We start from the raw sequence: 24,415 nt of genomic DNA on the forward strand, positions 1-24,415 counted from the left end.
CGTCAGCAGCCGCCCGGCTGCTGCTCGCCCAGCTGCTGCTCGCCCGGCTGGACGTCGCCCGGCTGCTCGTAGCCCCGGATGGCGTCGACCTTGGCGGCCGACGACGACGCGGTGTCGAACTCGTGGTCCAGCCACTCGCGCACGAGCACCTTCGCGAGCTCGAGGCCGATCACGCGCTGCCCCAGGCACAGGACCTGCGCGTCGTTCGACAGCACCGAGCGCTGCACCGAGAACGTGTCGTGCGCGGTCACGGCGCGCACGCCGGGCACCTTGTTCGCCGCGATCGCCATCCCGAGCCCCGTGCCGCACACCAGGAGGGCGCGGTCCGCCTGCCCGCCCGCGACGCGACGGGCCGCCGCGACCGCGACGTGCGGGTACGCGGTGTCCTCCCCGGCGTGCACGCCCACGTCCTCCACCAGCTCGACCCGCGGGTCGGCCCGCAGCAGGTCCGCCAGGGCGTCCTTGTACGCCAGCCCCGCGTCGTCGGCTCCGACGACGATCCTCGCCACGCTCATCTCGTCCCCTCCTCGTCCGGTCCGTCCGCGGCGCGCGCCGCGGACCACACCGCTGTGAGCACCGCCGCGAACGACACGGCGCCGGGGTCGGGCGTCCCCACGCTCCGCTCGGCCAGCGGCCGAGCGCGCCCGAGCCGCGGCCGCAGGCCGGCCGTGGCGCTCGCCGCGGCGTCGGCCGCCGCGAGCGCGTCCCGCCACGCCACGTCCAGGGGCACGCCCGCGGCGGCGGCCCGCTCGAGCTCGCCCGCGAACGGCTCGGCGGCGTCGAGCATCGTCTTGTCGCCGGGCCGCGCACCGCCGAGCGCCGCGACGGCGTCGACCCCCGCGCGCACCGCCCGGGCGGCGCGGGTCAGCGGGTCGGCCGCGGGCCGCGCCCCGAGCGCGTCGGCGGCCGCGGAGACGCCCGCGCCCCACAGCACGCCCGACGTGCCGCCCGCGCGGTCCGCCCAGGCCTGGCCCGCGTCGCGCAGGCACGCGGCGGCGCCGTGTCCCGCGTCGGCGGAGGCGGTGGCGGCGTCGGACGCGGCACCCGCGCCCCGCACCATGCCGCGCCCGTGGTCGCCGTCGCCCGCGACCGCGTCGAGCCGGCCCAGCTCGCCCTCGAGCTCCCCGAGCACCGCGACGACGCGCTGCAGCGCCGCGACCAGCACGATCGCCTCGGCGGCGTCGGCCGGGTCCACCACGCGCGGCTGCGCGTCGGCGGGGTCTGCGTCGGCGGGGTCTGCGTCGGCGGACGCTGCGTCGGCGGGCGGTCCGGTCACCGCCGACGACGCGGCCCCGGCGCCGCCGGCCCCCTCCGACCCGTCGGCCACCGGGACGTCACCGCGCCGGTAGGCGGGCGTGTGCGCCGGCGCGCACCACAGGCGCTCCAGCTCGTCGTCGAGCCACACGAGGGTCAGCGAGCACCCGGACATGTCGAGGCTCGTGACGAGCTCCCCGGCCTCGGGCGCCACGACCTGCAGGCCGGCCGCGTCGAGGCGTGCGCGCACGGCCCGCCACAGCACGAACAGCTCCTCGTACTTGGTCCGCCCCAGCCCGTTGAGCACCGCCGCGACCCGGGTCGCCGCACCGGCGGGCCGCTCCGCCAGCAGCCGGTCGACGAGCAGGGTCGCGAGCTCCGTCGCGCTGCACGCCGGCACCTCGCCGATGCCGGGCTCGCCGTGGATGCCCACGCCGATGCCGAACATGCCCTCGGGGACGGTGAACAGCGGCGCGTCCGCGCCGGGCAGGGTGCAGCCGTCGAACGCGACGCCGAGCGTGCGCGTGCGGTCGTTGGCGTGCGTCGCGGCCGCGACGACCTCCTCGAGCGACGCACCCGCGGCCGCGGCCGCACCGGCGGCCTTGAACACGACGAGGTCACCCGCGATCCCGCGGCGGCGGTCCGCCTCGTCCGCCGGGGCGGACGCGATGTCGTCGGTCACGACGAGGAACTCCGCGGGCACGCCGCGGCGGCGCAGCTCGTCGCGCGCGAGCGTGAAGTTCATGACGTCACCGGCGTAGTTGCCGGTGAGCAGCAGGACGCCGGCGTCGCCCGCCGCGGCCGCGCCCACCGACACCGCGTCGGCGGTGGACGGCGACGTGAACACGTTGCCCACCACGGCGCCGTGCGCGAGCCCGGGCCCGACGAGGCCGCAGAACGCCGGGTAGTGCCCGGAGCCTCCCCCGACGACCACGGCGACCTGCGAGCGCGCCGCGGGGACGGCCCGCACCACGCCGCCCGGCACGCGCCGCACCTGGTCGGCGTACAGGTCGACGAAGCCGTCGAGCACGTCGTCGGCGAAGCGGGCCGGGTCGTCGGCCAGCGGGCTCACCACGCGGGCCCCCGCGCCGCGAGGAGCGTCGCGACGACGGAGTCGTCGGCCGCCTCGAGGCCCGCGGCGGCCCCGGTGCGGTAGAGCTGCTCGGCGGCCGCCGCGACGGGCGTGGCGACCTTGAGGCGCCGCGTCACGTCCCCGACGATCCCCATGTCCTTGCCGATGACGTCCAGCCGCGAGCGCAGCGGGGGCTCCTCGCCGCGCAGCTGCGCGGCGATCCGCGGCCCGCGGTCGCCGAGCATGAACGAGGCGGCCGCGCCCTGCGACAGGACCTCGATGCAGGCGTCGAGGTCGAGGCCGAGGCGGTGCGCGAGGGCGAGCGCCTCGGCGGCGGCGGCGGTGTGGATGCCGCACAGCAGCTGGTTGACGGTCTTGAGCTGCTGCCCGGCGCCGATGCCGCCCACGACGGTGAGCGACGACGCGAGGGCGTCGAGCACCGGGCGGGCGAGGGCGAGCGCCTCGTCGTCGGCGCCGACCATGATGAGCAGGTCCCCCGCCCCGGCCCGCACGGGCCCGCCGGACACGGGTGCGTCGACGGTGTGGATGCCGCGTGCGGCGAGCGCGCCGGCGACCGAGCGGACCGCCTCCTCGCCGACGGTGGAGGTCACGACGACCACGGCGCCGGCCGGCAGCGTGGCCGCGAGCCCGTCGGGGCCCAGGACGAGCGCGTCGAGCTGCGCGCCGTCCCGCACGCCCACGACCGCGACGTCGGTGCCGGCACACGCCTGCGCGACCGTCGCGGCGCCGGTGGCGCCCGCGGCGACCGCGAGGCCGACGCGCTCGGGCGCGACGTCGAAGCCGACGACGTCGTCGAACGCGCGCGCGAGCGTCGTCGCCATGGGCAGGCCCATCGCGCCGAGGCCCAGCACGGCGACGCGCGGGCTCATCGGGCGGCCCCGACCGCGCGCAGGACCGTCGCCCGCGCCTCGCCCGTGGCGACCGCGAGCATCCGGCGCAGGTAGCGCGCGTTGCGCGCGGCGACCGACAGGCCGTCGCCGCCGTAGTGCTCGACGCAGAACGGGCCGGTGTAGCCGACCTCGACGGCCGTGCGCAGCGCCTGGCGGTAGCTGACCGAGCCCATCTCCATCGGGGCCGGGAGCGCGACGACCGTGCCGCTCGCGCGGTCCTCGTCGCGGAAGTAGCTCTTCACGTGCCAGTAGTTCGAGACGGGCAGGCACGCGGCGACGGCCGCCTGGAAGTCCTCGACCGGGCGGTGCAGGCGGATCAGGTTGCCCAGGTCGGGGTTGAGGCCGACCGCGTCGTCGCCGATGTCGTGCACGAGCCGGACCGCGGACTCCGCGGTGCCCAGGAGCGTGTCCTCGTACATCTCGAGCGACAGGACGAGGCCGACCTCGCGGGCGTGCCGCCCGAGCTCGCGCAGGCGCGTGACGGCGAGCTCCCAGGTGTCCGCGTCGGTCGAGTCGACCGGGCCCTGCTCGGTCCAGAACCAGAACGCGCCGCGCTGCGCGGGCAGCAGCGGCCGGTGCAGGCCCACGCTGACGACGCGGCAGCCGAGCTCGGCCGCGGCGTCGAGGGTGCGGTGCGAGTACGCGAGGTTCTCGTCGCCGGTCTCCGGGTCGATGACCGAGCGACGGATCGCGGAGAGCGCGACGGGGTCGAGCCCGACCGCGGTCAGCGCCTCCCCCAGGTCCGTGAGCCGCGACGGCGACAGGTCGCCGGGCCGTACCCAGGAGTCCGTGACGTCCACCTCGGTGAACCCCTCGTACGCGACCTCCGCGAGGTGGTCGACCCAGGTGTCCACCGGCGCGTCCTGGGACGCGGGGAAGGGGAGCATGGCGGCCGCGATGGGCCACTCCTCGCTCGGGGGACGTCTCATCGTCGAGCCTCCGTCATCATCGAAAAGTTTCGGGCACCTTCACCCTCCCTGGGACGGTAGTTTCGGCGCACCGGGCTGTCAACGCCGGTCCACGGGCAGGTCACGGCGCCCCGCCACCTGGCCGAACCACTTGAAGTTTTCGGTCGCGCCCCGTTACGGTCGCGGCGACGAAGGGGGCACCGACATGCCTGCAACCGAGCGGCGGCCCACGCTGACGGCCGTGGCCGAGCGCGCCGGGGTGTCCGTGGCGACCGCGTCCAAGGTGCTCAACCGGCACGCCGACGTGGCCCCCGGCACCCGGGTGCGCGTCGAGGCGGCCGTCGCCGAGCTCGGCTACCGCACGCCCGGCACGCGGCGCGTGGAGGTGCGCCGCACGGTCGAGCTGCTGGTCGACAAGCTCGACAGCCCGTACGCGATGGAGGTGCTGCGGGGCGTCACGCTCGCGGCGGAGGACGTCGACGTCGACGTGACCGTCTCGCGGCTGCGCCGCGGCGGCGGGGACCGGCCCGAGCCGCCGTCGACGTGGACCCGCCGCCTGGTCGCGGCCCGTCGCACGGGCGCGGTCGTCGTCACCGCGCAGGTCACCGCGACGACCTACGAGAGCATCGCCCGGGCCCGCCTGCCCGTCGTCGTCGTCGACCCGCTGCACCTGACGACGCCCGCGCTCGTCTCGGTCGGCTCGACGAACTGGACCGGGGGGCGCAGCGCCACCGAGCACCTCCTCGCCCTCGGGCACACGCGGATCGCGGTCATCGGCGGTCCGGAGGCGTCCATGAGCGCCGTGGCGCGCGTGGACGGCTTCCGCTCCGCGTGCCAGCGTGCCGGCGTCCCCGTCGACCCGGCCCTCGTGCGCCACGTCGCCTTCGACCACGACGCCGCCCGCGCCGCGGCCGAGGCCCTGCTCCGGCTCGACGACCCGCCCACCGCCGTGCTCGCCAGCAACGACGTGCAGGCCCTCGGCGTCCTCGAGGCGGCCCGCCGGCTCGGCCTCGCCGTCCCGCGGGACCTGTCGGTCGTCGGCTACGACGACACGTACGTCGCCGCGTGGACGAACCCGCCGCTGACGAGCGTGCACCAGCCCTTGCAGGACATCGGACGGGTCGCGCTGCGGACCGTCCTCGCACTCGCCGAGGGCCGCGCGCCCGACGCCCACCACATCGAGCTCGCGACGTCGCTCGTCGTGCGCGACTCGACCGCCCCGCCGCCGCCCCGGCCGGCACGCCCGGAAGGACACCGGTGAGCACCACCGCACCCCACCACCCCTGGCACGACGCGGGCCGCCCCGCGGCCGAACGCGTCGGGCTGCTGCTCGACGCCATGAGCCTCGAGGAGAAGCTCGCGCAGCTCGGCAGCCACTGGTTCGACCGTCGCGGCGCCGGCGAGGTCGTCGCCCCGATGCAGGACACGTTCGGCGCGCGCCGCCCGGACTTCGCGACGGCGTCGCGGCACGGCCTCGGCCACCTCACGCGCGTGCTCGGGACCGAGCCGGTGCCCGCCGACGAGGGCCGCGCGAAGCTGGCCTGCACGCAGCGCGAGCTGGTCGCGCACCACCGCCTCGGCCTGCCGGCGATCGCGCACGAGGAGTGCCTCACGGGCGTGACGTCCTACGGCGCCACGGTGTACCCGACGCCGCTGGCGTGGGGCGCGGCGTTCGACCCGGAGCTCGTGCACCAGGTCGGCTCCGCGATCGGCCGCGACCTGCGCCGCCTCGGCGTCCACCAGGGCCTCGGGCCGGTGCTCGACGTCGTCCGCGACTACCGCTGGGGCCGCGTCGAGGAGACCGTCGGCGAGGACCCGTACGCCGTCGCCACGATCACGACCGCGTACGTGCGGGGCATGGAGGAGCAGGGCGTCGTCGCGACGCTCAAGCACTTCGTGGGGTACTCCGCGTCGCGCGGCGGGCGCAACCACGCGCCCGTCTCGGTCGGCCCGCGCGAGCTCGCCGACGTCCTGCTGCCCCCGTTCGAGATGGCCGTCCGCGAGGGCGGCGCCCGGTCGGTCATGAACTCCTACGCCGACCTCGACGGCGAACCGGTCGCCGCGTCGGCGTCCCTGCTCACGGGCCTGCTGCGGGACACGTGGGGCTTCGAGGGCACGGTCGTCTCCGACTACTGGGCCGTCGCGTTCCTCGCCACCGCGCACGGCGTCGCGGCCGACGCCGCCGACGCCGGGGCACGCTCGCTGCGCGCCGGCATGGACGTCGAGCTGCCCAACACGATGTGCTTCGGCGAGCTCGCGCCGCTCGTGCGCGACGGCCGGCTCGACGAGGCGCTCGTGGACCGGGCCGTGCGCCGGGTGCTCCTGCAGAAGGCCCAGCTCGGCCTGCTCGACGCGCCCGCCGCCGACGGCACGCCCCCCGGCGGCGCCCCCGACGACGACCCGATCGACCTCGACCCGCCCGCCAACCGCGACCTCGCGCGGCGCCTCGCGGAGGAGTCGGTCGTGCTGCTCGCCAACCCGGACGGCGTGCTGCCCCTCGACGCGCGCCCCGGGCGCTCGCTGCGCCGCGTCGCGGTCGTCGGGCCGTCCGCGGCGGACCCGGGCGTGCTGCTCGGCTGCTACTCCTACCCGATCCACGTCCTGCCCCGGCACCCGGAGCTCGGCATGGGGGTCGACGTCCCGTCGCTGCTGGACGCGCTGCGCGCGGAGCTGACCGGCGTCGAGGTCGTGCACGAGCCCGGGTGCGCCGTGGTGGACGACGACCGCAGCGGCTTCGACGCCGCCGTGCGGGCCGCGCGCGACGCGGACGTGTGCGTGCTGACCGTCGGCGACCGTGCCGGCATGTTCGGCCGCGGCACCTCCGGCGAGGGCTGCGACGCCGCGGACCTGCGGCTGCCCGGCGTGCAGCACGAGCTCGTCGAGGCGGTCCTGGCGACCGGCACGCCGGTCGTGCTCGTCGTGGTCTCGGGGCGCCCCTACGCGCTCGGCGCGTACACCGGGCGGACCGCCGCGGTCGTGCAGGCGTTCATGCCGGGCGAGGAGGGCGCGGGCGCCGTCGCGGGCGTGCTCAGCGGCCGCGTGACGCCCAGCGGCAAGCTGCCCGTGCAGGTGCCGCGCGACCCGGGCGGCGGCCCGCAGACCTACCTCGGTGCCCCGCTCACGCGCCGGCTCGACCGCATCAGCAACCTCGACCCGAGCCCGGCCTTCCCCTTCGGGCACGGGCTGTCGTACACGACGTTCCGCTACGAGGACCTCACGGTCGCCGCCGGCCCGGTGCCGACCGACGGCTCCTTCGAGGTCGGCGTGACGGTCGCCTGCACCGGGGAGCGCGGCGGCACCGAGGTCGTCCAGCTGTACCTGTCGGACCCGGTCGCCGACGTCGCGCAGCCCGTCCGCCGGCTCGCCGGCTACGTGCGCGTCCCGCTCGCCGCGGGGGAGTCGCGGCGCGTCACGTTCACCGTCCCGGCCGACGTCACGGCTTACACGGGCGCCGACCTGGTGCGCGTCGTCGACCCGGGGACGATCGGGGTGCAGGTCGGTGGCTCGAGCGAGGGCGACGACGTGCTGCGGGCGCAGGTCGAGCTGACCGGCCCCCGCCGCCGGCCCGGCGCCGACCGCGCCCTGCGCACGACGGCCACCGTCACCGACGCCCCCTGACGTCACCCGCTCCCGCACCGACCCGCGAGCGCACCCCTCGTCGCACGAGCGCACCCCTCGTCGCACGAGCGCACGTGACAGGAGGGGCGCGGTCGACCGACGACGGGCGCGCTCGACGGTGCGCCCGGGCCGCCGGCGGCACCGGTCAGGTGCCGCCGGCGGCACCGGTCAGGACCGCGGTGCCGTCGGCGCCGCCGAGGTCCACCGGTCGTCCTCGCGCGTCTGCGGGCGGGACGGGGGCTCGTCGGGGAGCGGGTAGGGCGCCTGCTCGGGGTCGACGACGTGCGCGTCCTGGTCGCCGCCGACCGCGAGCGCGGCGTGCACGAGGGCGAGGTGCGACAGGGCCTGCGGCAGGTTGCCGAGGAACTCCCCGGTGCGGGCGTCGATCATCTCGGACCAGATGCCGACGTCGTTCGCCTGCGCGAGCAGCTCGTCCATCCACTCCCGCGCCTCGTCCACCCGGCCGAGCAACGCCGCGGCGCGCACGCCCCAGAAGGCGCACGCGACGAACGTGCCCTCCTCCTCCTGCATGCCGGAGTAGCGCCACAGCAGGGGCCCCGAGCCCAGCTCGGCGCGGATCGCGTCCAGCGTCGCCGCCAGCCGCTCGGGCGTGTCGAACTCCTGGTCGACGAAGAGGAGCACCGAGGCGTCGAGCGCCTCGCTGCCCGGGTGCATGACGTACGCGCCCCTCGCGTCCGACCAGCACTCGGCGCGCAGCCACGCCGCGATGGCCTCCGCCTCGCCACGCCACCGCTGGGCGTCGCCCGGCAGGTGCCCCTCGTCGGCGAGGTGCGCCGCGCACAGCAGCGCGTGCCGGCAGCCGAGCGCCGAGGACGTGTACCGGTGCTCGTCCGTCAGCTCCCAGATCCCCGCGTCGGGCTTGCGCCACGCGTCGCACGCGTGGTCGGCGATGCCGGCCAGGACGCGTCCCGTCTCGGCGTCCAGCAGGTTGCCCGCGTCGACGTAGGTGCGTACGACGCCCATGAGGTCGCCGTACGTCCCCAGCTGGAGCTGGCGCGACGCGCGGTTGCCGTCGACGACGGGACCGATGCCCCGCCAGCCCGGCACGTCGCGGTGCGCCGGGCCGTCCCCGGGCTCGCCGTCCGCGGGACCGTGCGCGAGCTCGCCGTCGAGCGTGAAGAACACCGACGGCGGGTGCTTCGCGACCGTGCGCAACGTCCACGCCATCGCCGCGTGCGTCTCCTCGCGCAGGCCGAACCGGGTGAGCGCGTCCACCACGTACGCGACGTCGCGCACCCACGCGTAGCGGTAGTCCCAGTTCTTCCCGCCGTCCCACGACTCGGGCAGCGCCGTGGTGCCCGCGGCGGCGATGGCACCGGTCGGCGCGTGCACGAGCAGCTTGAGCGCGAGAGCGCTGCGCTGCACCGCCTGTGCCCACGGGCCGTCGTAGTGGAACTCGCGGGTCCAGGCGCGCCAGTTCTCCACGGTGCGCTCGACGCCGGCGTCCATGAGCGCCGGGTCGGGCACGAACACGGGCTCACGCGCCGTCCCGGCGAGCCCGAGCACGTGCCGCGAGCCGGGCGTGGTCGTCAGCACGCCCGCCACCTCGCGGTCGGCCACGTGCGTCGTCATCTCGCCGAGGGTCGTGACGACGACGGACACCCCGTCGACCGTGAGGACCGGGCCGCGGCGCGTGCGGCGCACCCACGGCGACGCGGTGCCGAGCATCGTGCCGGGGGCGACGCGCCACGCCATCGGCACGCTCCCGCGCACCCCCTCGACGCGGCGCACCAGCTCGCACCAGGGCAGCCGGCCGGCCACGCCGGTCGTCATCGCGTCGGTCAGGCGGACCTCGCCGGTGTCCGTGACGAACCGCGTGACCAGCACGTTCGTGCCGGGGACGTACTCGCGCGCCATCTCGAACGGCACGGTCGGCGCCATCTCGACGCGTCCGCCCCCCTCGGCGTCGAGCAGCGCCGCGAAGGTGGGCCGGGTGTCGAGCGCCGGCACGGGGAACCAGTCGATGCGGCCGTCCTCGGCGACGAGCGCGACCGTGCGGCCGTCGCCGATCGCGCCGTAGGAGCGCAGCGGCACGTACCCGTCCGTGCGCGGCGCCGGCGGACGGGTCCGGTCGGCGTCGCGCCGGCCGGATCCGGGGATGCCCTCCTGCGCGGTGAGGGAGTCGGGGAGCGCGGGGTCGCCGGTCACGGGGTCGGGTCGGCGTCGAGGCCGGGACCGTCGAGGCTCTGCTCGGGGATCTCCGGCTGCGGGTGCTGCGCGACGGGGTCGGTCATCGTGTGCTGGTCGGCCACGGGGGCCTCCTGTCCGTGCGTCGGTGGAGTGGGGGCGTCCGTCCGGACGTCACGTGCGGCCCGCCGGGCACCGTGCCGCACCGCGGGGACGGTGCGTCGCGCGTGCCGCGACGGTGGTGCTGTCGGTCGTGCACCGACGGGGCTGGGGTCGGCCCGACGGTGCCCGGGGTGTCAGCGGGAGGTCGCGACGAGCGTGCCGGCCGTCGCCAGGACGAGGGCGTCCTCGGCCAGCCCGGCCGCGCGCCCGCTGAGGAACGCGGGACCGTGCTCCGCCGCCCACTCCCGCCACGACGCACCGCCGACCGCACCCGCGAACGCACCGGCCGCACCCGCGGCGCCCGCGAGCACGACGACCGGCACCCGCCGCCGCTCGACCAGCGCGAGCGCGACGGCGCCGCCGGCGCCGGACAGCACGCGGGCCACCAGCATCGGCGGGACCAGCCGGCTCGGCAGGCCGGGCAGCTTGTCGGTGACGGCCTCGCCGGCGAGCGCGGCCCGGGCGGCCGTGCGCGCGAGGGTCGCACCGGCGCCCCGCCGCCCCGCGGTCGCGGCGAGCACGGGCACCGCCACGCCGACCGCCGCCCGTCCGCCGGCCGCCAGGCCGAGCGCTGCAGATCGCACGAGAGCTCCCATGCGACGTGTCTACCTGCGCGGCCGCCGCCCGGCATCCCGAGCGGGAGGGTCGGGTCGGCCGGGGCCCGCGGACCTCCCGCGACCCGCCTCCGCGCGGGCGTCAGAGGTCGGCCGGGTCCACCAGGAAGTCGGCCTCGTCGGCGATCTCGCCGCCCAGCTCGGCGTGCAGCACGCGTGCGACGGCCGCGACGAGCGGTGCGGAGCGGCTGCGCGCGACGCGGTGCTCGAGCGTCGGCCGCTCCCGCTCGATCTGCTCGATCTCCCGCGGCTCCCAGCGCACCCGGTACGCGACGACGCCGTCCGCGACCCACGGCAGGCCCGCCAGCAGCGGGGGGAGCTGCTCCGTCGCGGACACCTCGACGGCGAGCATGCCGTCGACGCCGAGGTCGACGAGCACGCCGAACGCCTCGGCGGCGGGCGGTGCGGCGAGCATGAGCTCGTCGTAGGCGTCGGCCTCGGCCATGAGGCGGTGCCGCTCGGCCTCGTCGTCGACGCCGTGGCGCTCGAGGGCGGCGCGCAGACCCGAGCCGCCGCGCTCCGGCGAGCCCCCGACGGCGCCCTGCGAGCCGCGGCCGGTGCGCGACGCGGGACCGGCCCACCCGCCGGGCGTCGCGACGGACGCGTACGCGCGCGGCTGCACGCGCTGCACGAGCGCGAGCACCTCCCCCGGCTCGACCCACCGGTCCGTCAGCACGGTGAGGTCGGTCGACGCGTCCGGGTCCGGGGTCAGCACGGCGCCGGTCTGCGTCCGCACGGCACCGCCGAGCCGACGCGCGGCGGCGACGAGCCACTGCAGCACGCGCTCCTCCTCGCGCACGGGCAGCCCGTCGGGGAACGCGCGCTTGAGACCGTCGCGGTCACCCCCGGGCCAGGGCCGCTCGCCGCGCTCGCGGGGCGCGGTCAGGACCCACACGGTCCGCGTCGTCCCCGGCAGGCCGAGCGCGACGGCGTCCTCGCCGCGCACCGCGTACGGCCCCGCGAGCGACGACAGCCGGGCGAGCCGCAGCGACCGCGCCGGCGTCGCCCGGGCGGCGACGGTCCGGATGCCGAGCGCCGCCGTCACGGCGGGCAGGACGCCCGTGCGCGGCGGCTCGGCGGGCCCGTCCTCCCAGCGCACGTTGCGGAACCGGCTCGCCGCGAGGACCTCGACCTCGTCCGGCTCGACGCCCTCGGGCAGCGCGAGCAGGTGCTTGCCCGCCAGCGCCGGGTCGCGCACGGCGAGCACGGGCAGGTCGGCCACGGCTCAGACCTCGGTCCGGTGGAAGTTCTGCCAGGACCGCGACGCCGTCGGCCCGCGCTGCCCCTGGTACCGCGAGCCGTAGGCGGCGGACCCGTACGGCTGCTCGGCCGCCGACGACAGCCGGAAGAAGCACAGCTGGCCGATCTTCATGCCGGGCCACAGCAGGATCGGCAGGGTCGCGACGTTGGACAGCTCGAGCGTGACGTGCCCCGAGAACCCGGGGTCGATGAACCCGGCCGTGGAGTGCGTGAGCAGCCCGAGCCGCCCGAGGGACGACTTGCCCTCGAGCCGCGCCGCGACGTCGTCGGGCAGCGTGACGCGCTCGAACGTCGAGCCGAGCACGAACTCCCCCGGGTGCAGGACGAACGACTCGCCCTTCTCGACCTCGACGAGCCGCGTGAGGTCGGGCTGGTCCACCGCGGGGTCGATGACGGGGTACTTGTGGTTGTCGAAGAGCCGGAAGAACCGGTCGAGGCGCACGTCGATGCTGGACGGCTGGATCATCGCGGGCTCGTAGGGGTCGAGGGCCACGCGGCCCTGCTCGAGCTCGGCACGGATGTCGCGGTCGGAGAGCAGCACGGGGCCACGGTAGTGGTCCTGCCGGTGCCCGGAACGCCCGTCCGGCACCTGCCGGCACGGCGCGCGACCGGGCGGCCGCACCGGTGCGGTGGGACGCTGGGACGCAAGCGGTTCGACGACCAGCGTCACGTCACCCGTCCGGATGACGGAACGGTGGGCGTCGCCGCCCGACCGGCCGCCCCCGTGAAAGGTGTCGGCCCGTTCCGGGCCGGGGTGCGCTGGGTCTATGCTGTCCGACAGCAGGCGTGGGAGCGCTCTCGCACGACGACGAGCAGGACCGCGCCGCACAGCACCACAGACCACGACCAGGTACCCGAGCAGGGCCGCTGACCTGGGCGCCCACCGCCCCGGTGGCGCGCCGTCCGGCGGTCACGTGCGACGGAGCACGCGAGAGGCATGCCATGCGGTTCGGCCACTTCGACGACGAGGCCCGCGAGTACGTCATCACGACGCCTCACACCCCGTACCCCTGGATCAACTACCTGGGGTCCGAGCGCTTCTTCTCGCTGCTGTCGCACCAGGCGGGCGGGTACTCGTTCTACCGCGACGCCAAGATGCGCCGTCTCACGCGGTACCGCTACAACAACATCCCCGCCGACGCGGGCGGCCGGTACCTCTACGTGCACGACGACGGCGACGTGTGGACCCCGTCGTGGCTGCCGGTGAAGGCCGACCTCGACCACTTCGAGACGCGGCACGGCCTCGGCTACTCCCGCATCACGGGCGAGCGCGGCGGGCTGCGCGTCTCGACCCTGTTCTTCGTGCCGCTCGGCGAGGACGCCGAGGTGCAGAAGGTCACCGTCACCAACATCTCGGACGCCGAGAAGACCGTGACGCTCTTCTCGTTCGTCGAGTTCTGCCTGTGGAACGCGCAGGACGACCAGACGAACTACCAGCGCAACCTCTCCATCGGCGAGGTCGAGGTCGAGCAGGACGGCCCGCACGGGTCCGCGATCATCCACAAGACGGAGTACCGCGAGCGCCGCGACCACTACGCGGTCTTCGGCGTGAACACGCGCGCGGACGGGTTCGACACCGACCGCGACACGTTCGTCGGCGCGTACAACGGCCTCGGTGAGGCCGCCGTGCCGCGCGCGGGCGTCTCCGGCGGCTCGGTCGCCTCGGGCTGGTACCCGATCGGCTCGCACTCGGTGCGCGTGACGCTCGCCCCCGGCGAGTCGCGCGACCTCGTCTACGTGCTCGGCTACGTCGAGAACCCGCAGGACGAGAAGTGGGCCGACGACGCCCACCAGGTCGTCAACAAGGAGCGGGCGCACGCGCTGCTCGGCCGGTTCGCGACGAGCGAGCAGACCGACGCCGCCTTCGAGGCGCTGCGCGCCTACTGGACGGACCTGCTCTCGACGTACTCGGTCCGCTCGGACGACGAGAAGCTCGACCGGATGGTCAACATCTGGAACCAGTACCAGTGCATGGTCACGTTCAACATGTCGCGCTCGGCGTCGTTCTTCGAGACCGGCATCGGCCGCGGCATGGGCTTCCGGGACTCCAACCAGGACCTGCTCGGCTTCGTGCACCTGATCCCCGAGCGGGCGCGCGAGCGCATCGTCGACATCGCCTCGACGCAGTTCTCCGACGGCTCCGCGTACCACCAGTACCAGCCGCTGACGAAGCGCGGGAACAACGACATCGGCTCGGGCTTCAACGACGACCCGCTGTGGCTGATCGCCGGCACCGCGGCGTACGTCAAGGAGACGGGCGACTGGTCGCTCCTCGACGAGCCCGTGCCGTTCGACAACGAGGCCGGCTCCGAGGTCCCGCTGTTCGACCACCTCACGCGCTCGTTCGAGTACACCGTCAACCACCGCGGCCCCCACGGCCTGCCGCTGATCGGCCGCGCCGACTGGAACGACTGCCTCAACCTCAACTGCTTCTCCACCGAGCCGGGCGAGTCGTTCCAGACGACGGAGAACAAGGGCGGCGGCGCCGCGGAGTCGGTGTTCATCGCGGCGCAGTTCGTCCTCTACGGCGAGGAGTACGCCGAGCTGGCCGAGCGTCGCGGGCTCGGCGAGGTCGCGTCGCAGGCGCGCAAGGTCGTCGAGGAGGTCCGCCAGGCCGTGCTCGACCACGGCTGGGACGGCCGCTGGTTCCTGCGCGCGTACGACTACTTCGGCAACCCGGTCGGCACGGACGCGACGCCCGAGGGCAAGATCTGGATCGAGCCGCAGGGCTTCGCCGTCATGGCGGGCATCGGCGTCGGCGACGGCCCGGACGACACCGAGGCGCCCGCCGTGCAGGCGCTCGACGCGGTCGGCGAGATGCTCGGCACGCCGCACGGGCTGGTGCTGCAGTACCCCGCCTACACGACCTACCGGATCGAGCTGGGCGAGGTCTCCACCTACCCGCCGGGGTACAAGGAGAACGGTGGCATCTTCTGCCACAACAACCCCTGGGTGATCATCGCCGAGACGGTGCTGGGTCGCGGTGACCGCGCGTTCGACTACTACAAGCGGATCACCCCGGCGTACCGCGAGGAGATCAGCGACGTGCACCGGCTCGAGCCGTACGTGTACGCGCAGATGATCGCCGGCAAGCAGGCGCCCCGCGCCGGCGAGGCGAAGAACTCCTGGCTGACCGGCACGGCGGCGTGGAACTTCGTCGCCGTCTCGCAGCACCTGCTCGGCGTCCGTCCCGGGTACGACGGCCTGGTCGTCGACCCGCAGATCGGCCCCGAGGTCCCGTCGTTCACGGTCACGCGCGTCGCCCGCGGCGCGACGTACGAGATCGCGGTGACGAACTCCGGTGCGCGCGGCTCGCGCGGCCGGCTGGTGGTCGACGGGGCACCGGTCGAGGGCAACCTCGTGCCGTACGCGCCGGCCGGCAGCACCGTCCGCGTCGAGGTCACGCTCTGACGCGGTCCGCACCGACCGCACTGCCGCCGGGGGCACTCACATGACTCTCATCGAGACGATCGACGCGCTCGACGCGCCGCCGCTCCGCCCGCCGCTGCGGGCGGGGTCCGGCGTCCCGCACCCGCTCGCGCCGCCGGACCGCCGGGTCCTGTCGGTGCGCAGCGACGGGTGGCAGCTCGACGTGCTCCCGGGGACGGGCGCCTGCCTGGCCGCGGGCCGCATCCGCACGTCCGACGGCGTCTGGCGGGACCTGCTCCGCCCGACCCGCCGGGTGCACCTGGGCGACCCGGAGAAGACCGCGAGCTTCCCGATGGTCCCGTGGTCGAACCGCATCCGCGGCGGCGTGCTCCCGTTCCGCGGGCGCACGTGGCAGCTCCAGCGCAACGCCGCGGACGGCACCGCGATCCACGGCGCGGCGCGGCACGCGGCGTGGGACGTCGTGGCGCGCACCGACGGTGCGGTGACGCTGCGCCTCGACTCGTCGCCCCTGGTCGGGGTCAACTTCCCGTGGCGCTTCCTCGCCTCGGTGACGTACGCCGTGCACGCGTCGACGCTCACCGTGACGACCACGGTGCGCAACGTCGACGACGAGCCGTTCCCCGCGGGCTTCGGTCACCACCCGTACCTGCGGCGCGCGCTCCTGCCGGCCGGGGCGCCGGCGGCGGAGTACCCGCTGACGCCCGGCCCGGTCGTGCACGTGCCGGCGTCGGGCGGCTACCGGCTGTCCTCCGCGATGGCGACCGGCCCCGCCGGTGCACCGCCCGCGCGCGCCGACTACCGCACGCCCCGCCCGCTGGGCACGGCGTTCGTCGACGACGTGCTCACGGGCTTCGAGCCGGGCGCGCCCGTGCGCCTGCACTACGTCGAGGACGGCGTGACCGTCGAGGTGGCGATGGACGAGGCGTACCAGCACCTCGTGCTCTACGCACCGCGCCGGCGCTGCTACTTCGCGGTCGAGCCCGCCACCAACGTCAACGACGGCTTCACGCTGCGCGAGGCCGGCGTGCCGGGCACGGGCGTGTTCGAGCTCGCGCCCGGCGAGGAGCGCACGGGCACGTTCACGATCACCACCCGCGGCTGACGGCGCGCGGCGACCGGGCGCGGGGACGCGGCCGCACGGTGCCGACCCGCCCGCTAAATGATTCGTCGGCACGCTCGCCCGCGGGTCACGCTGACCTCATGAGCACCACCGTCCCCGACGTCGCGGCGCGCCCCTGGCACGTCCTGCCCGCACCCCCCGTCCCCGACTCCCCGGACGCGGCGGACGCCTGGGCGTTCGCCGGCATCGCCGAGGTGGCGCGGCGCGTCGAGCTGGCCCGCTGGGGCTGGGACGACCTGCACGAGCCGGTCCCGGTGCTGCTCGGCTCGCTGCGGCCGAACCCGTACCGCGACGTCGCCGTGTGGGTGGCCGTGACCGGCGACGGCGAGCCGACCGCCCAGGACGTCGTCGGGTACGCCCGCGCCCTGCTGCCGCTGACCGCGAACACGCACACCGCCGAGATCGAGGTCGCGGTGCGCCCCGACCACGAGTCGCGCGGCATCGGCTCCGCGCTGCTGGCGGCGCTGGAGGACCACGTCCGCGCGGCGGGCCGCACGACGACCCTCACGTGGTCGGGCGTCCGCCCCGAGCCCGAGCCGGGCCCGGGCGTCCTGACGGCCCCGACGGGCACCGGCCGCGTCCCCGCCGACGCCCGCGCCGTGCGCTTCGCCCTCGCCCGCGGCTACGCGCTCGAGCAGGTCGAGCGGTACTCGGTGCTCGAGCTGCCGGGCGACCCGGGCCACCGGGCCGACCTGCTCGCCGACGCCCGCGCACGTGCCGGCGGCGACTACCGCACCCACACCTGGCACGACGAGCTGCCCGCGGACCGGCTCGACGACCTCGCGGAGCTGTGGACGCGCATGAGCACCGACGTGCCGCTCGGCGGTCTCGACCTCGCCGAGGACCGCTGGGACGCCGAGCGCGTGCGCGGGCTGCTGGAGCGCATGGCGAAGCGCCACCAGCGCGTGCTGCTCACCGCGGCGGAGCACGTCCCGACGGGCCGGCTGGCGGCGTTCACGTGGCTCCAGGTGCCGGTCGCGGACGTGCCGTTCGCCTTCCAGGCGGACACGCTCGTGCTGCACGAGCACCGCGGGCACCGGCTCGGGATGCTCGTCAAGGGCGTCAACCTCGACGCGTTCACCGCGTGGCGGCCCGGCGTCCGGCGCATCCACACGTGGAACGCCCAGGAGAACGACCACATGCTCGCGATCAACGTCGCGCTCGGCTTCCGGCAGGCGGGCGTGGAGGCGGCCCTGCAGCGCGCAGGGCTCTGAGGGGACCGCCGGTGGTCGGTGCCCGTGGCACGGCCGTCGTCGGTCAGGCGAGCGGCAGCACCATCCGGTACCCCCAGTCGAACGACTCGTGCACGCGCATGCCGATCCGCTCGTAGAACGCGACCGCCCCGGTGTTCTGCGCGGCCACGCCCAGGTGCAGGCCCGGCACGCCGCGGGCCCGCAGCGCGTCGGACAGCGTCGCGACGAGGCGCCGTCCCCAGCCCTGCCCCTGCAGGTGCGGGAGCAGGTCGATGTGCAGGTGCGCGGGGAAGCCTGCCGGGACGTCCGCGCGCGAGCGGTCGTGCAGGAGGTCGACGAGGACGTGGTCGCGGGTGCCGTCGCCGGGGTCGGCGCGGCGGGCGTACCGGGCCCGCAGGACCGGCCACCAGTGCTGCTCCAGCCAGTCGTCGAACGCGCGCGTGTCGGCGGTCGCGACGACGTACCCGGCGACGCGGCCGGCGTCGTCCGTCACGACCCACGTCAGGCCCGGGTCCGCGACGGGGTACGGCCCGGCGTACACGTGCCCGAGCAGGTCGGGGTCCCGGTAGAGGGGCGTCGCGTCGCGGCCGGCGTCCCCCGTGGCGAGGCAGACGCGGTACAGGCCGGGCTGGTCGGACGGGTGGTACGGGCGCAGGACGGCGGGCACGGGCCGAGCCTGCCACGCACGTCGCGACGGGCGCCGCCGATTGGGTAGGATCGTCGGCGCAGCGTCCTCCGCAGGGCGTCGCGCGGGTGTAGTTCAATGGTAGAACTCGACCTTCCCAAGGTCGTAGCGCGGGTTCGATTCCCGTCACCCGCTCCGCTTCGAGGGCCAGGTCCGGACGGCGTCCGGCCTGGCCCTTCGTGCACCCGCCGGCACTGCGCGTCACCCGGCCGCCGCGGTCGGCGTGCGACCCGTCCGTCCCGGCGCCACCATCGTGCGGACGGTGCACCGGTGAGGAGACGCGCCATGCCGAAGACCACGCGCACGGGCGACGCGAAGCAGAGCGAGATCCCGTCGACGCTGAGGCGCTCGGACGCCAAGGCGCAGCGGACGTTCGCGAAGACGTACGACTCCGCCGTCGAGACCTACGACGGCGACGAGCAGCGCGCCGCCCGGGCGGCGTTCGCGGCGGTCAAGCACACGCACGAGAAGGTCGGCGACCACTGGGAGCCGAAGGAGGAGAACGGCCCGTCCGACGCACGCGCCGAGGGCGGCGGTCCGGACGGCGACGCCCCGACGGCCGGTGGCGTCGACGCGAACGCGAGCAAGAGGCACCTGGTCGACGTGGCGGCGGAGCTCGACATCAGCGGGCGGTCGCGCATGAGCAAGGACGAGCTGGTCGAGGCGATCGGCAAGGAGAACGACCGCCGCACCCGCAGGGCCCGCGAGTCCGGCGGCTGACCGACGCCGCGGCAACGCCGGCCTCCGGTACACCGGCTCCTGCCCGAGGTGTGAAGCGTTGGGGACGCCCGGCGTCCGCAACGCTTCACACGTCCGCCGGGTCAGGGTCTGGCGCCGTGACTGAACGCGCGGTTAGTCTGCTGACCATGCGGTCAGCACCCCTCCCGACGCCCGACGACCTCACCGCGCGCGCCCGCATCCGCGACGCCGCGATCGACCGCTTCGGGCGCGACGGGTTCGGCGTGAGCCTGCGGACCATCGCGCAGGACGCGGGGGTCAGCGCGCCGCTGGTCCTGCACCACTTCGGCTCGAAGGACCGCCTGCGGGCGGAGTGCGACGTGCACGTGCTCGCCACGATCGCGGCGCACAAGCAGGACGTCGTCAGCACGGGCGGTGCCGACCACCTGCTCGTCGAGCTCGCCCAGGTCGAGACCTACGCGCCCCTCGTGGGGTACGTGCTGCGCAGCCTGCAGCACGGGGGCGAGCTCGCGCGGACGTTCTTCGAGGCCGTCGTCGCCGACGCCGAGCAGTACCTGCGCGCGGGCGTCGCGGCCGGCACCGTCCGCCCGAGCCGGGACGAGCCCGCGCGCGCCCGGTTCCTCGCGCAGCAGGCGTACGGCGGCCTGCTCGTCGCGCTCACGCTCGAGCCCGTCGACGACCCCGCGCTGCTGGGCCCGCGCCTGCGCGCCCACCTGGACGCGGTCGCGCTGCCGTCCCTCGAGCTCTACACCGAGGGCCTCCTCGCCGACCGCACGATGCTCGACACCTACCTCGCGTACGCGGCCGACCCGTCCCGGGCCGCCGCCGACGCCCCCGCACAGCCCGCCTGAGAGGCACCGCCATGCCCGTCGTCGACGTCCGCGACCTCAGCAAGTCCTTCGGCGCCGTCCGGGCGCTCGACCACCTGGACCTGACGGTCGAGGCGGGCGAGGTGCACGGGTTCCTCGGGCCCAACGGCGCCGGCAAGTCCACGACGCTGCGCGTCCTGCTGGGGCTCGTGCGCGCCGACTCGGGGACGGCGCTCGTGCTCGGCGCGGACCCGTGGGCCGACGCCGTGGCCCTGCACCGCCGCACCGCGTACGTACCGGGCGACGTCACGCTGTGGCCCCAGCTCACGGGCGGTGAGGCGATCGACCTGCTGCTGCGCCTGCACGGCCGCGCGGACGCCCGCCGCCGCGACGAGCTGCTCGAACGCTTCGCCCTCGACCCGACGCGCAAGGCGCGCGCGTACTCCAAGGGCAACCGGCAGAAGGTCGCCCTGGTCGCGGCGCTCGCGAGCGACGCCGAGCTGCTCGTGCTCGACGAGCCCACGTCGGGCCTCGACCCCCTCATGGAGATCGTGTTCCAGGAGTGCGTCGCCGAGGCCGTGGCCGCGGGGCGCACGGTGCTGCTCTCGAGCCACGTGCTCGCCGAGGTCGAGCGGCTGTGCGAGCGCGTCACGATCATCCGGGACGGCCGCGCGGTGCTGACGGGATCGCTCGCCGACCTGCGTGCGCTGCACCGCACCGCCGTCACGGCGACGACGGACGCCCCGACAGACGCCCTCGCGCGCATCCCCGGTGTGCACGACGTGCGGCGCGACGGCACCCGCGTGCACCTCGCGGTCGACGAAGACGCCGTGCCGGCCCTGCTCGCCCACCTCGCCGGCGCGGGCGCGCGCGGGCTCGTCGCGACGCCGCCGTCGCTCGAGGAGCTGTTCGTGCAGCAGTACGGCGGGGTGGCCCGGTGACCGCCGCGACGCTCGTCCGGACCTCCGCCCCCGCCGACGGCGGCGGCTGGACCGGCACCGGCACGCTGCTGCGGGTGGCCCTGCGCCGCGACCGCCTCCGCCTCGCCGTGTGGGCCGTCGCCCTCGGGGGGCTCGTCACGTACTTCGTCGCCGCGCTGCCGGCCGTGTACCCGGACGCGGCCTCGCGGCAGGCCCGCGCGGCGATCATGCGTGAGCCGTCCGGCGCCCTCATGAGCGGCCCCGGCTTCGGCCTCGACGACTACACGGTGGGAGTGATGGTCGCCAACGAGCTGCTCGGGATGCTCGCCGTGGCGGCGGCGCTGATGTCCTCCTTCCTCGTCGTGCGCCACACGCGCGCCGAGGAGGAGGCCGGCCGGCTCGACCTCGTGCTCGCGGGTGCCGTCGGCCGTCGCGCCCCGCTCACGGCGGCGCTGCTGACCGCCCTCGTGGCGAACGCGGTCGTCGCCGCGGCGCTCCTCGCCGCGCTGCTGCCCGCGGGTCTCGCCGTGCCCGACTCCGTGGCCGTCGCGGGCGGCGTGGCGGCCGTGGGCCTGGTGCTGGCGGGCGTCGCCGCCGTCGCGGCGCAGCTGACCACGACCGCCCGCGGCGCGAACGGGCTGGCCGGCGCGGTCGTCGGCCTCGCGTTCGTGCTGCGCGGCGTCGGGGACGCCCGGCAGCGGGGCGGGAGCGCGCTGTCGTGGGCGTCGCCGATCGGGTGGGCGCAGCAGTCCCGCGCCTTCGTCGAGCTGCGGTGGTGGCCGCTGCTGCTGTGCCTCGCGCTCGCCGCCGCGCTCGTCGTGCTCGCGTCGGCCCTCGCCCGGCGCCGGGACGTCGGTGCCGGCCTGCTGCCCGAGCGCCGCGGCCGCGCCACCGCGGGACCGCTGCTGCGCTCGCCGCTGGCGCTCGTGGTGCGGCTCGAGCGGACCGCCGTCGTCGCGTGGGCGGCGGGTCTCGCGGTGATGGCCGCCCTCACGGGGTCGCTCGTCGAGGGCGTGGTCGACAGCTTCGCGGACGACCCGGAGCTCGCCGCGGCGTTCGGGGCGACCGGTGCCGACGTGGTGCTGGGGATGCTCTCGGCGTTCGTCGGCTTCTTCGCGATGGCGGTGACGGTGTTCGCCGTCGCGACGGTGCTGCGCATGGGCCGCGAGGAGGCGCGCGGGCGCACCGCCACGGTGCTGGCCGCGCCCGTCGGGCGGCCCGCGTGGATGGGCGCCCACCTGGCCGTCGCGCTTGCCGGGTCGGCGGGCCTGCTGGCCGTCGGCGGGGCGGCGCTCGGGGCGGGCGCGCAGACCGTCACCGGCGACCGCGGACTGGTGGGCGACCTCGGGCTCGCGGCGCTCGGGCACCTGCCGGTCGTCGCGGCCTTCGCCGCCGTGGCCGCGCTGGTGCACGCCCTGCGCGCACCCGCCTGGGCGGTGTGGGTGCCGCTCGCCGCCTCGATCGTGGTCGGCCTCTACGGCGGGCTGCTCGACCTGCCGAGGGCCGTGCTCGACGCCGTGCCGTTCGCGATCCTGCCGGCGCTGCCCGCGGACGCCTTCGCGGCCGCCCCCGTGGCGGCGGTGACGGGCGCCGCACTGGCCATCGGTGCCGCCGCGGTGGCTCTGTACCGCCGCCGCGACCTCGTCGCCTGACGCGGGCGCGGACCGTCCCGGGCGGCACGGGCCCGGGCGCGCCGTCCGCGTCGCGACCGTAGTCACAGCGCCTACGACTGCGGGTGAGAACTCGGTGTGAACCCCCACGTCATAAGCGTTTAGGCAGGGTGGGTCGTGGCTACGGTCGTCGCCGACGTCGCCCCCACGTCCCCGGCCCGCCGGTGCGGTGGCGCGTCGACTCGCGCCGCCGCGGCACGTGCACCCGCACCCCGCGGCGCTCGCAGCCGACCCCGCCGGGACCTCCTCCCCGGGGCGGTCTGCGCCCGCCGACCAGGGAGACCCGACGTGACCGCACACCGCCCGCCCTTCGAGGGAGCGCTCCCACCGACGATGCCCGCGCGGCCTGCCGACGCGCGCGGGAGCGGCGTCGCCGTCGCGACGGACCCGGCGTTCCTCGCACCGGCCGCACCCGAGCACCCCCGGCCCCGGCGGCTCCGGCAGCTGCGCACCTGGGCGGTGCTGGCCCTCGTCGTCGCGGCCGTGGTGATCGCCCTGGCCGTGCGTGCGGCGCTGTTCCCGGGGGGCGGCGCCGCGATCGACACGGGCCGCGGGGCACCGGAGCCGCTGACGGCCGGCCTGACGGCGTTCGGCGCGCCGTTCACGTACGCGGACGGCCTCGCCGTCGAGGTGGCCGCGCCGCAGCCCTTCACGCCCTCCCGCACGGCCGTGGGCGGGGACGCGGGCACCCCGGTGCTCTTCCAGGTCACGGTCACCAACGACACCGGGGCGACGTACCGCGCGAGCACGCTCGAGGTGACGGCCACCTCGGGAGGGCTCGAGGCGGAGCCGGTGTGGGACCCGGACCAGGGGGTCGAGCTGTCGGGGCCGATGTTCGCCGTCCCGCCGGGCGGCGCGGTCCAGTTCCGGGTCGGGTTCGCGGTGCGCGAGCCGGACGACGTGCGCCTGACGATCGTGCCCGCGCTCTACGGGTACGAGCCGCTCGAGGTCGGCCAGGGCTGACGAGGCGGGGGCGGCGAGGCGGCGCGACACGCCATTGTTTCGGGCGCATTTCCGGAGCCGGCGGAAAGCACGCCCCGGGCAGCGGGGGCCGTCGCGCGTCACCGGCTCGTAGCGTGCGTGCGGCGCCCTGACCAGCGACGACGGCCCGCCCATCGTCGCACGGGCGCGCAGCAGAAAGTCGCCGCGCAGATTCCGGCCCGGACGACGGAATGCGCTGCTAGGTTCATCACCGACCGGCGGGGGCCGGATGAAGAACGGCCTTTCTCCCCGGACTGCCCGCGTCCCCAGCGGACATCCCGAGGAGCTCCGAGTGACCCACGACCGCACCGCACGCCGAACCGGCGGCGGCCTGCCCGCCGCCGTCCCCCCGGGTCCCGGCACGGGCGGTCGTCCCGCGGCCGCCCGTGCCCGGGCCGCCGTCGCCGCCGTCGCCGGCGCCGCCCTCGTCGCCCTGCTCGCGTCGGGGTGCGCGTCGACCGCGGGTGCGGCCGACGCGGCGCAGACCGCGACCGCGGGCCCGACGCACCCGGGTGCGACCGTCCCCTTCGGCCGGCCGTTCGAGTACGCGGACGGCCTGTTCGTCAGCGTCAAGGCGCCGCAGGAGTTCGAGCCGTCCCCGGAGGCGGAGGGTCTCGCGGGCGGCGGCGTGCCCGTGCGCCTGCGCGTGCAGGTCACCAACGGCACCGCCGAGCCGTACTCGCCGAGCACCCTGTCGGCGACCGCCGTGTCCGCCGGCGTCGAGGCCTCGCCCGTCTGGGACGTCCCGCTCGCGATCGACACGGCCGGCCCGTACGTGACGCTCGACCCGGCCGGCACCGTGGCGTTCGACATCGCGTTCGCGGTCGCCGACCCGTCGGACCTGCAGATCACCGTGCTGCCCGCGTTGGGCGGCTACGACCCGCTGGTCGTCACGACGGGCTGAGCGCCCCCGGTCGGCGGAGCGGCGGGGCCGGTGAGCCGCGGCTGCGACCGGCGGACGGACCCGGACGGATCGGGCGACGGGGCGTCCGCCCGCCGTC

At 76.3% G+C, this 24,415-nt stretch carries 20 protein-coding genes and 1 tRNA gene; 12 read left to right on the forward strand and 9 right to left on the reverse strand.

The features are described 5' to 3' along the window. Positions 1-2: 2 nt before the first annotated feature. The 4 genes from E5225_RS16140 to E5225_RS16155 are packed head-to-tail and all read right to left on the reverse strand — an operon-like array spanning position 3 to position 4,166. Positions 3-515 carry a ribose-5-phosphate isomerase gene (locus E5225_RS16140; protein WP_135974342.1) on the reverse strand — a complete coding sequence of 171 codons (513 nt, stop codon included), beginning with the start codon at positions 513-515 and terminating at the stop codon, positions 3-5. After that, positions 512-2,326 carry a dihydroxyacetone kinase family protein gene (locus E5225_RS16145; protein WP_136225568.1) on the reverse strand — a complete coding sequence of 605 codons (1,815 nt, stop codon included), beginning with the start codon at positions 2,324-2,326 and terminating at the stop codon, positions 512-514. Before E5225_RS16145 ends, E5225_RS16140 begins: the two co-directional genes overlap by 4 nt. Continuing rightward, entirely contained in the window at positions 2,323-3,216 is an 894-nt protein-coding gene (locus tag E5225_RS16150) for an NAD(P)-dependent oxidoreductase (RefSeq protein ID WP_135973264.1), read from the reverse strand. Before E5225_RS16150 ends, E5225_RS16145 begins: the two co-directional genes overlap by 4 nt. Further along, positions 3,213-4,166, reverse strand: coding sequence for a sugar phosphate isomerase/epimerase family protein (locus E5225_RS16155; RefSeq protein WP_135973265.1), 954 nt, complete (start codon positions 4,164-4,166; stop codon positions 3,213-3,215). Before E5225_RS16155 ends, E5225_RS16150 begins: the two co-directional genes overlap by 4 nt. A gap of 184 nt (positions 4,167-4,350) precedes the next feature. Here E5225_RS16155 and E5225_RS16160 point away from each other — a divergent pair, with 184 nt between their 5' ends. Further along, complete coding sequence (locus E5225_RS16160; RefSeq protein ID WP_135973266.1) at positions 4,351-5,406, forward strand: LacI family DNA-binding transcriptional regulator; 1,056 nt, start codon at positions 4,351-4,353, stop codon at positions 5,404-5,406. Beyond that, positions 5,403-7,763 carry a beta-xylosidase/alpha-l-arabinosidase gene (locus E5225_RS16165; protein WP_243738193.1) on the forward strand — a complete coding sequence of 787 codons (2,361 nt, stop codon included), beginning with the start codon at positions 5,403-5,405 and terminating at the stop codon, positions 7,761-7,763. Before E5225_RS16160 ends, E5225_RS16165 begins: the two co-directional genes overlap by 4 nt. 168 nt (positions 7,764-7,931) lie before the next feature. On the opposite strand, the gene E5225_RS16170 is transcribed toward E5225_RS16165, so the two are convergent. The 4 genes from E5225_RS16170 to dcd form a co-directional block, all read right to left on the reverse strand. Further along, complete coding sequence (locus E5225_RS16170; RefSeq protein WP_341765632.1) at positions 7,932-9,932, reverse strand: glycoside hydrolase family 15 protein; 2,001 nt, start codon at positions 9,930-9,932, stop codon at positions 7,932-7,934. Positions 9,933-10,207: 275 nt separating this feature from the next. Next, entirely contained in the window at positions 10,208-10,669 is a 462-nt protein-coding gene (locus E5225_RS16175) for a hypothetical protein (RefSeq protein WP_135973267.1), read from the reverse strand. A 100-nt stretch (positions 10,670-10,769) separates the two neighbouring features. Further along, positions 10,770-11,909, reverse strand: coding sequence for a hypothetical protein (locus E5225_RS16180; protein ID WP_135973268.1), 1,140 nt, complete (start codon positions 11,907-11,909; stop codon positions 10,770-10,772). Between the two features lie 3 nt (positions 11,910-11,912). Beyond that, positions 11,913-12,488 carry a dCTP deaminase gene (dcd, locus tag E5225_RS16185; RefSeq protein WP_135973269.1) on the reverse strand — a complete coding sequence of 192 codons (576 nt, stop codon included), beginning with the start codon at positions 12,486-12,488 and terminating at the stop codon, positions 11,913-11,915. Between the two features lie 401 nt (positions 12,489-12,889). On the opposite strand from dcd, the gene E5225_RS16190 reads away from it, so the two are divergent. The 3 genes from E5225_RS16190 (at position 12,890) to E5225_RS16200 (ending at position 17,671) form a co-directional block, all read left to right on the forward strand. Next, complete coding sequence (locus E5225_RS16190; protein ID WP_135973270.1) at positions 12,890-15,358, forward strand: glycoside hydrolase family 94 protein; 2,469 nt, start codon at positions 12,890-12,892, stop codon at positions 15,356-15,358. A gap of 40 nt (positions 15,359-15,398) precedes the next feature. Further along, on the forward strand, positions 15,399-16,439 hold the full coding sequence (locus E5225_RS16195) for an aldose epimerase family protein (protein WP_135973271.1): 1,041 nt from the start codon (positions 15,399-15,401) through the stop codon (positions 16,437-16,439). Positions 16,440-16,537: 98 nt separating this feature from the next. After that, on the forward strand, positions 16,538-17,671 hold the full coding sequence (locus E5225_RS16200; protein ID WP_135973272.1) for a GNAT family N-acetyltransferase: 1,134 nt from the start codon (positions 16,538-16,540) through the stop codon (positions 17,669-17,671). A 43-nt stretch (positions 17,672-17,714) separates the two neighbouring features. Here the strand turns inward: E5225_RS16200 and E5225_RS16205 are convergent, their stop codons facing one another. After that, positions 17,715-18,317, reverse strand: a complete 603-nt coding sequence (locus tag E5225_RS16205) for a GNAT family N-acetyltransferase (protein WP_135973273.1) — start codon at positions 18,315-18,317, stop codon at positions 17,715-17,717. Positions 18,318-18,399: 82 nt separating this feature from the next. On the opposite strand from E5225_RS16205, the gene E5225_RS16210 reads away from it, so the two are divergent. The 7 genes from E5225_RS16210 to E5225_RS16240 all read left to right on the forward strand — a co-directional run bounded on the left by E5225_RS16210 (position 18,400) and on the right by E5225_RS16240 (position 24,318). After that, positions 18,400-18,470: transfer RNA gene (locus tag E5225_RS16210), tRNA-Gly, on the forward strand. 150 nt (positions 18,471-18,620) lie between these two features. Next, complete coding sequence (locus E5225_RS16215; RefSeq protein WP_135973274.1) at positions 18,621-19,055, forward strand: ChaB family protein; 435 nt, start codon at positions 18,621-18,623, stop codon at positions 19,053-19,055. A gap of 146 nt (positions 19,056-19,201) precedes the next feature. Continuing rightward, entirely contained in the window at positions 19,202-19,885 is a 684-nt protein-coding gene (locus E5225_RS16220; RefSeq protein ID WP_135973275.1) for a TetR/AcrR family transcriptional regulator, read from the forward strand. An 11-nt stretch (positions 19,886-19,896) separates the two neighbouring features. Continuing rightward, complete coding sequence (locus E5225_RS16225; protein WP_135973276.1) at positions 19,897-20,784, forward strand: ABC transporter ATP-binding protein; 888 nt, start codon at positions 19,897-19,899, stop codon at positions 20,782-20,784. Further along, positions 20,781-22,415, forward strand: a complete 1,635-nt coding sequence (locus E5225_RS16230; protein ID WP_135973277.1) for an ABC transporter permease — start codon at positions 20,781-20,783, stop codon at positions 22,413-22,415. The genes E5225_RS16225 and E5225_RS16230 overlap by 4 nt, the downstream gene beginning before the upstream one ends. 306 nt (positions 22,416-22,721) lie before the next feature. After that, positions 22,722-23,396 carry a hypothetical protein gene (locus E5225_RS16235; protein WP_135973278.1) on the forward strand — a complete coding sequence of 225 codons (675 nt, stop codon included), beginning with the start codon at positions 22,722-22,724 and terminating at the stop codon, positions 23,394-23,396. Positions 23,397-23,706: 310 nt separating this feature from the next. Then, positions 23,707-24,318, forward strand: coding sequence for a hypothetical protein (locus tag E5225_RS16240; protein ID WP_135973279.1), 612 nt, complete (start codon positions 23,707-23,709; stop codon positions 24,316-24,318). The last annotated feature ends 97 nt before the right edge of the window (positions 24,319-24,415 follow it).

This window comes from Cellulomonas shaoxiangyii, from assembly GCF_004798685.1.
Lineage (GTDB): Bacteria > Actinomycetota > Actinomycetes > Actinomycetales > Cellulomonadaceae > Cellulomonas > Cellulomonas shaoxiangyii.

Excerpts from the sequence above, each read along its gene's own strand:
- E5225_RS16175 (WP_135973267.1), bottom strand. The coding sequence starts at position 10,669 with ATGGGAGCTCTCGTGCGATCTGCAGCGCTCGGCCTGGCGGCCGGCGGA.
- E5225_RS16200 (WP_135973272.1), top strand. The coding sequence starts at position 16,538 with ATGAGCACCACCGTCCCCGACGTCGCGGCGCGCCCCTGGCACGTCCTG.
- E5225_RS16220 (WP_135973275.1), top strand. The coding sequence starts at position 19,202 with ATGCGGTCAGCACCCCTCCCGACGCCCGACGACCTCACCGCGCGCGCC.
- E5225_RS16195 (WP_135973271.1), top strand. The coding sequence starts at position 15,399 with ATGACTCTCATCGAGACGATCGACGCGCTCGACGCGCCGCCGCTCCGC.
- E5225_RS16215 (WP_135973274.1), top strand. The coding sequence starts at position 18,621 with ATGCCGAAGACCACGCGCACGGGCGACGCGAAGCAGAGCGAGATCCCG.
- E5225_RS16155 (WP_135973265.1), bottom strand. The coding sequence starts at position 4,166 with ATGAGACGTCCCCCGAGCGAGGAGTGGCCCATCGCGGCCGCCATGCTC.
- E5225_RS16225 (WP_135973276.1), top strand. The coding sequence starts at position 19,897 with ATGCCCGTCGTCGACGTCCGCGACCTCAGCAAGTCCTTCGGCGCCGTC.
- E5225_RS16150 (WP_135973264.1), bottom strand. The coding sequence starts at position 3,216 with ATGAGCCCGCGCGTCGCCGTGCTGGGCCTCGGCGCGATGGGCCTGCCC.
- E5225_RS16160 (WP_135973266.1), top strand. The coding sequence starts at position 4,351 with ATGCCTGCAACCGAGCGGCGGCCCACGCTGACGGCCGTGGCCGAGCGC.
- E5225_RS16190 (WP_135973270.1), top strand. The coding sequence starts at position 12,890 with ATGCGGTTCGGCCACTTCGACGACGAGGCCCGCGAGTACGTCATCACG.
- E5225_RS16140 (WP_135974342.1), bottom strand. The coding sequence starts at position 515 with ATGAGCGTGGCGAGGATCGTCGTCGGAGCCGACGACGCGGGGCTGGCG.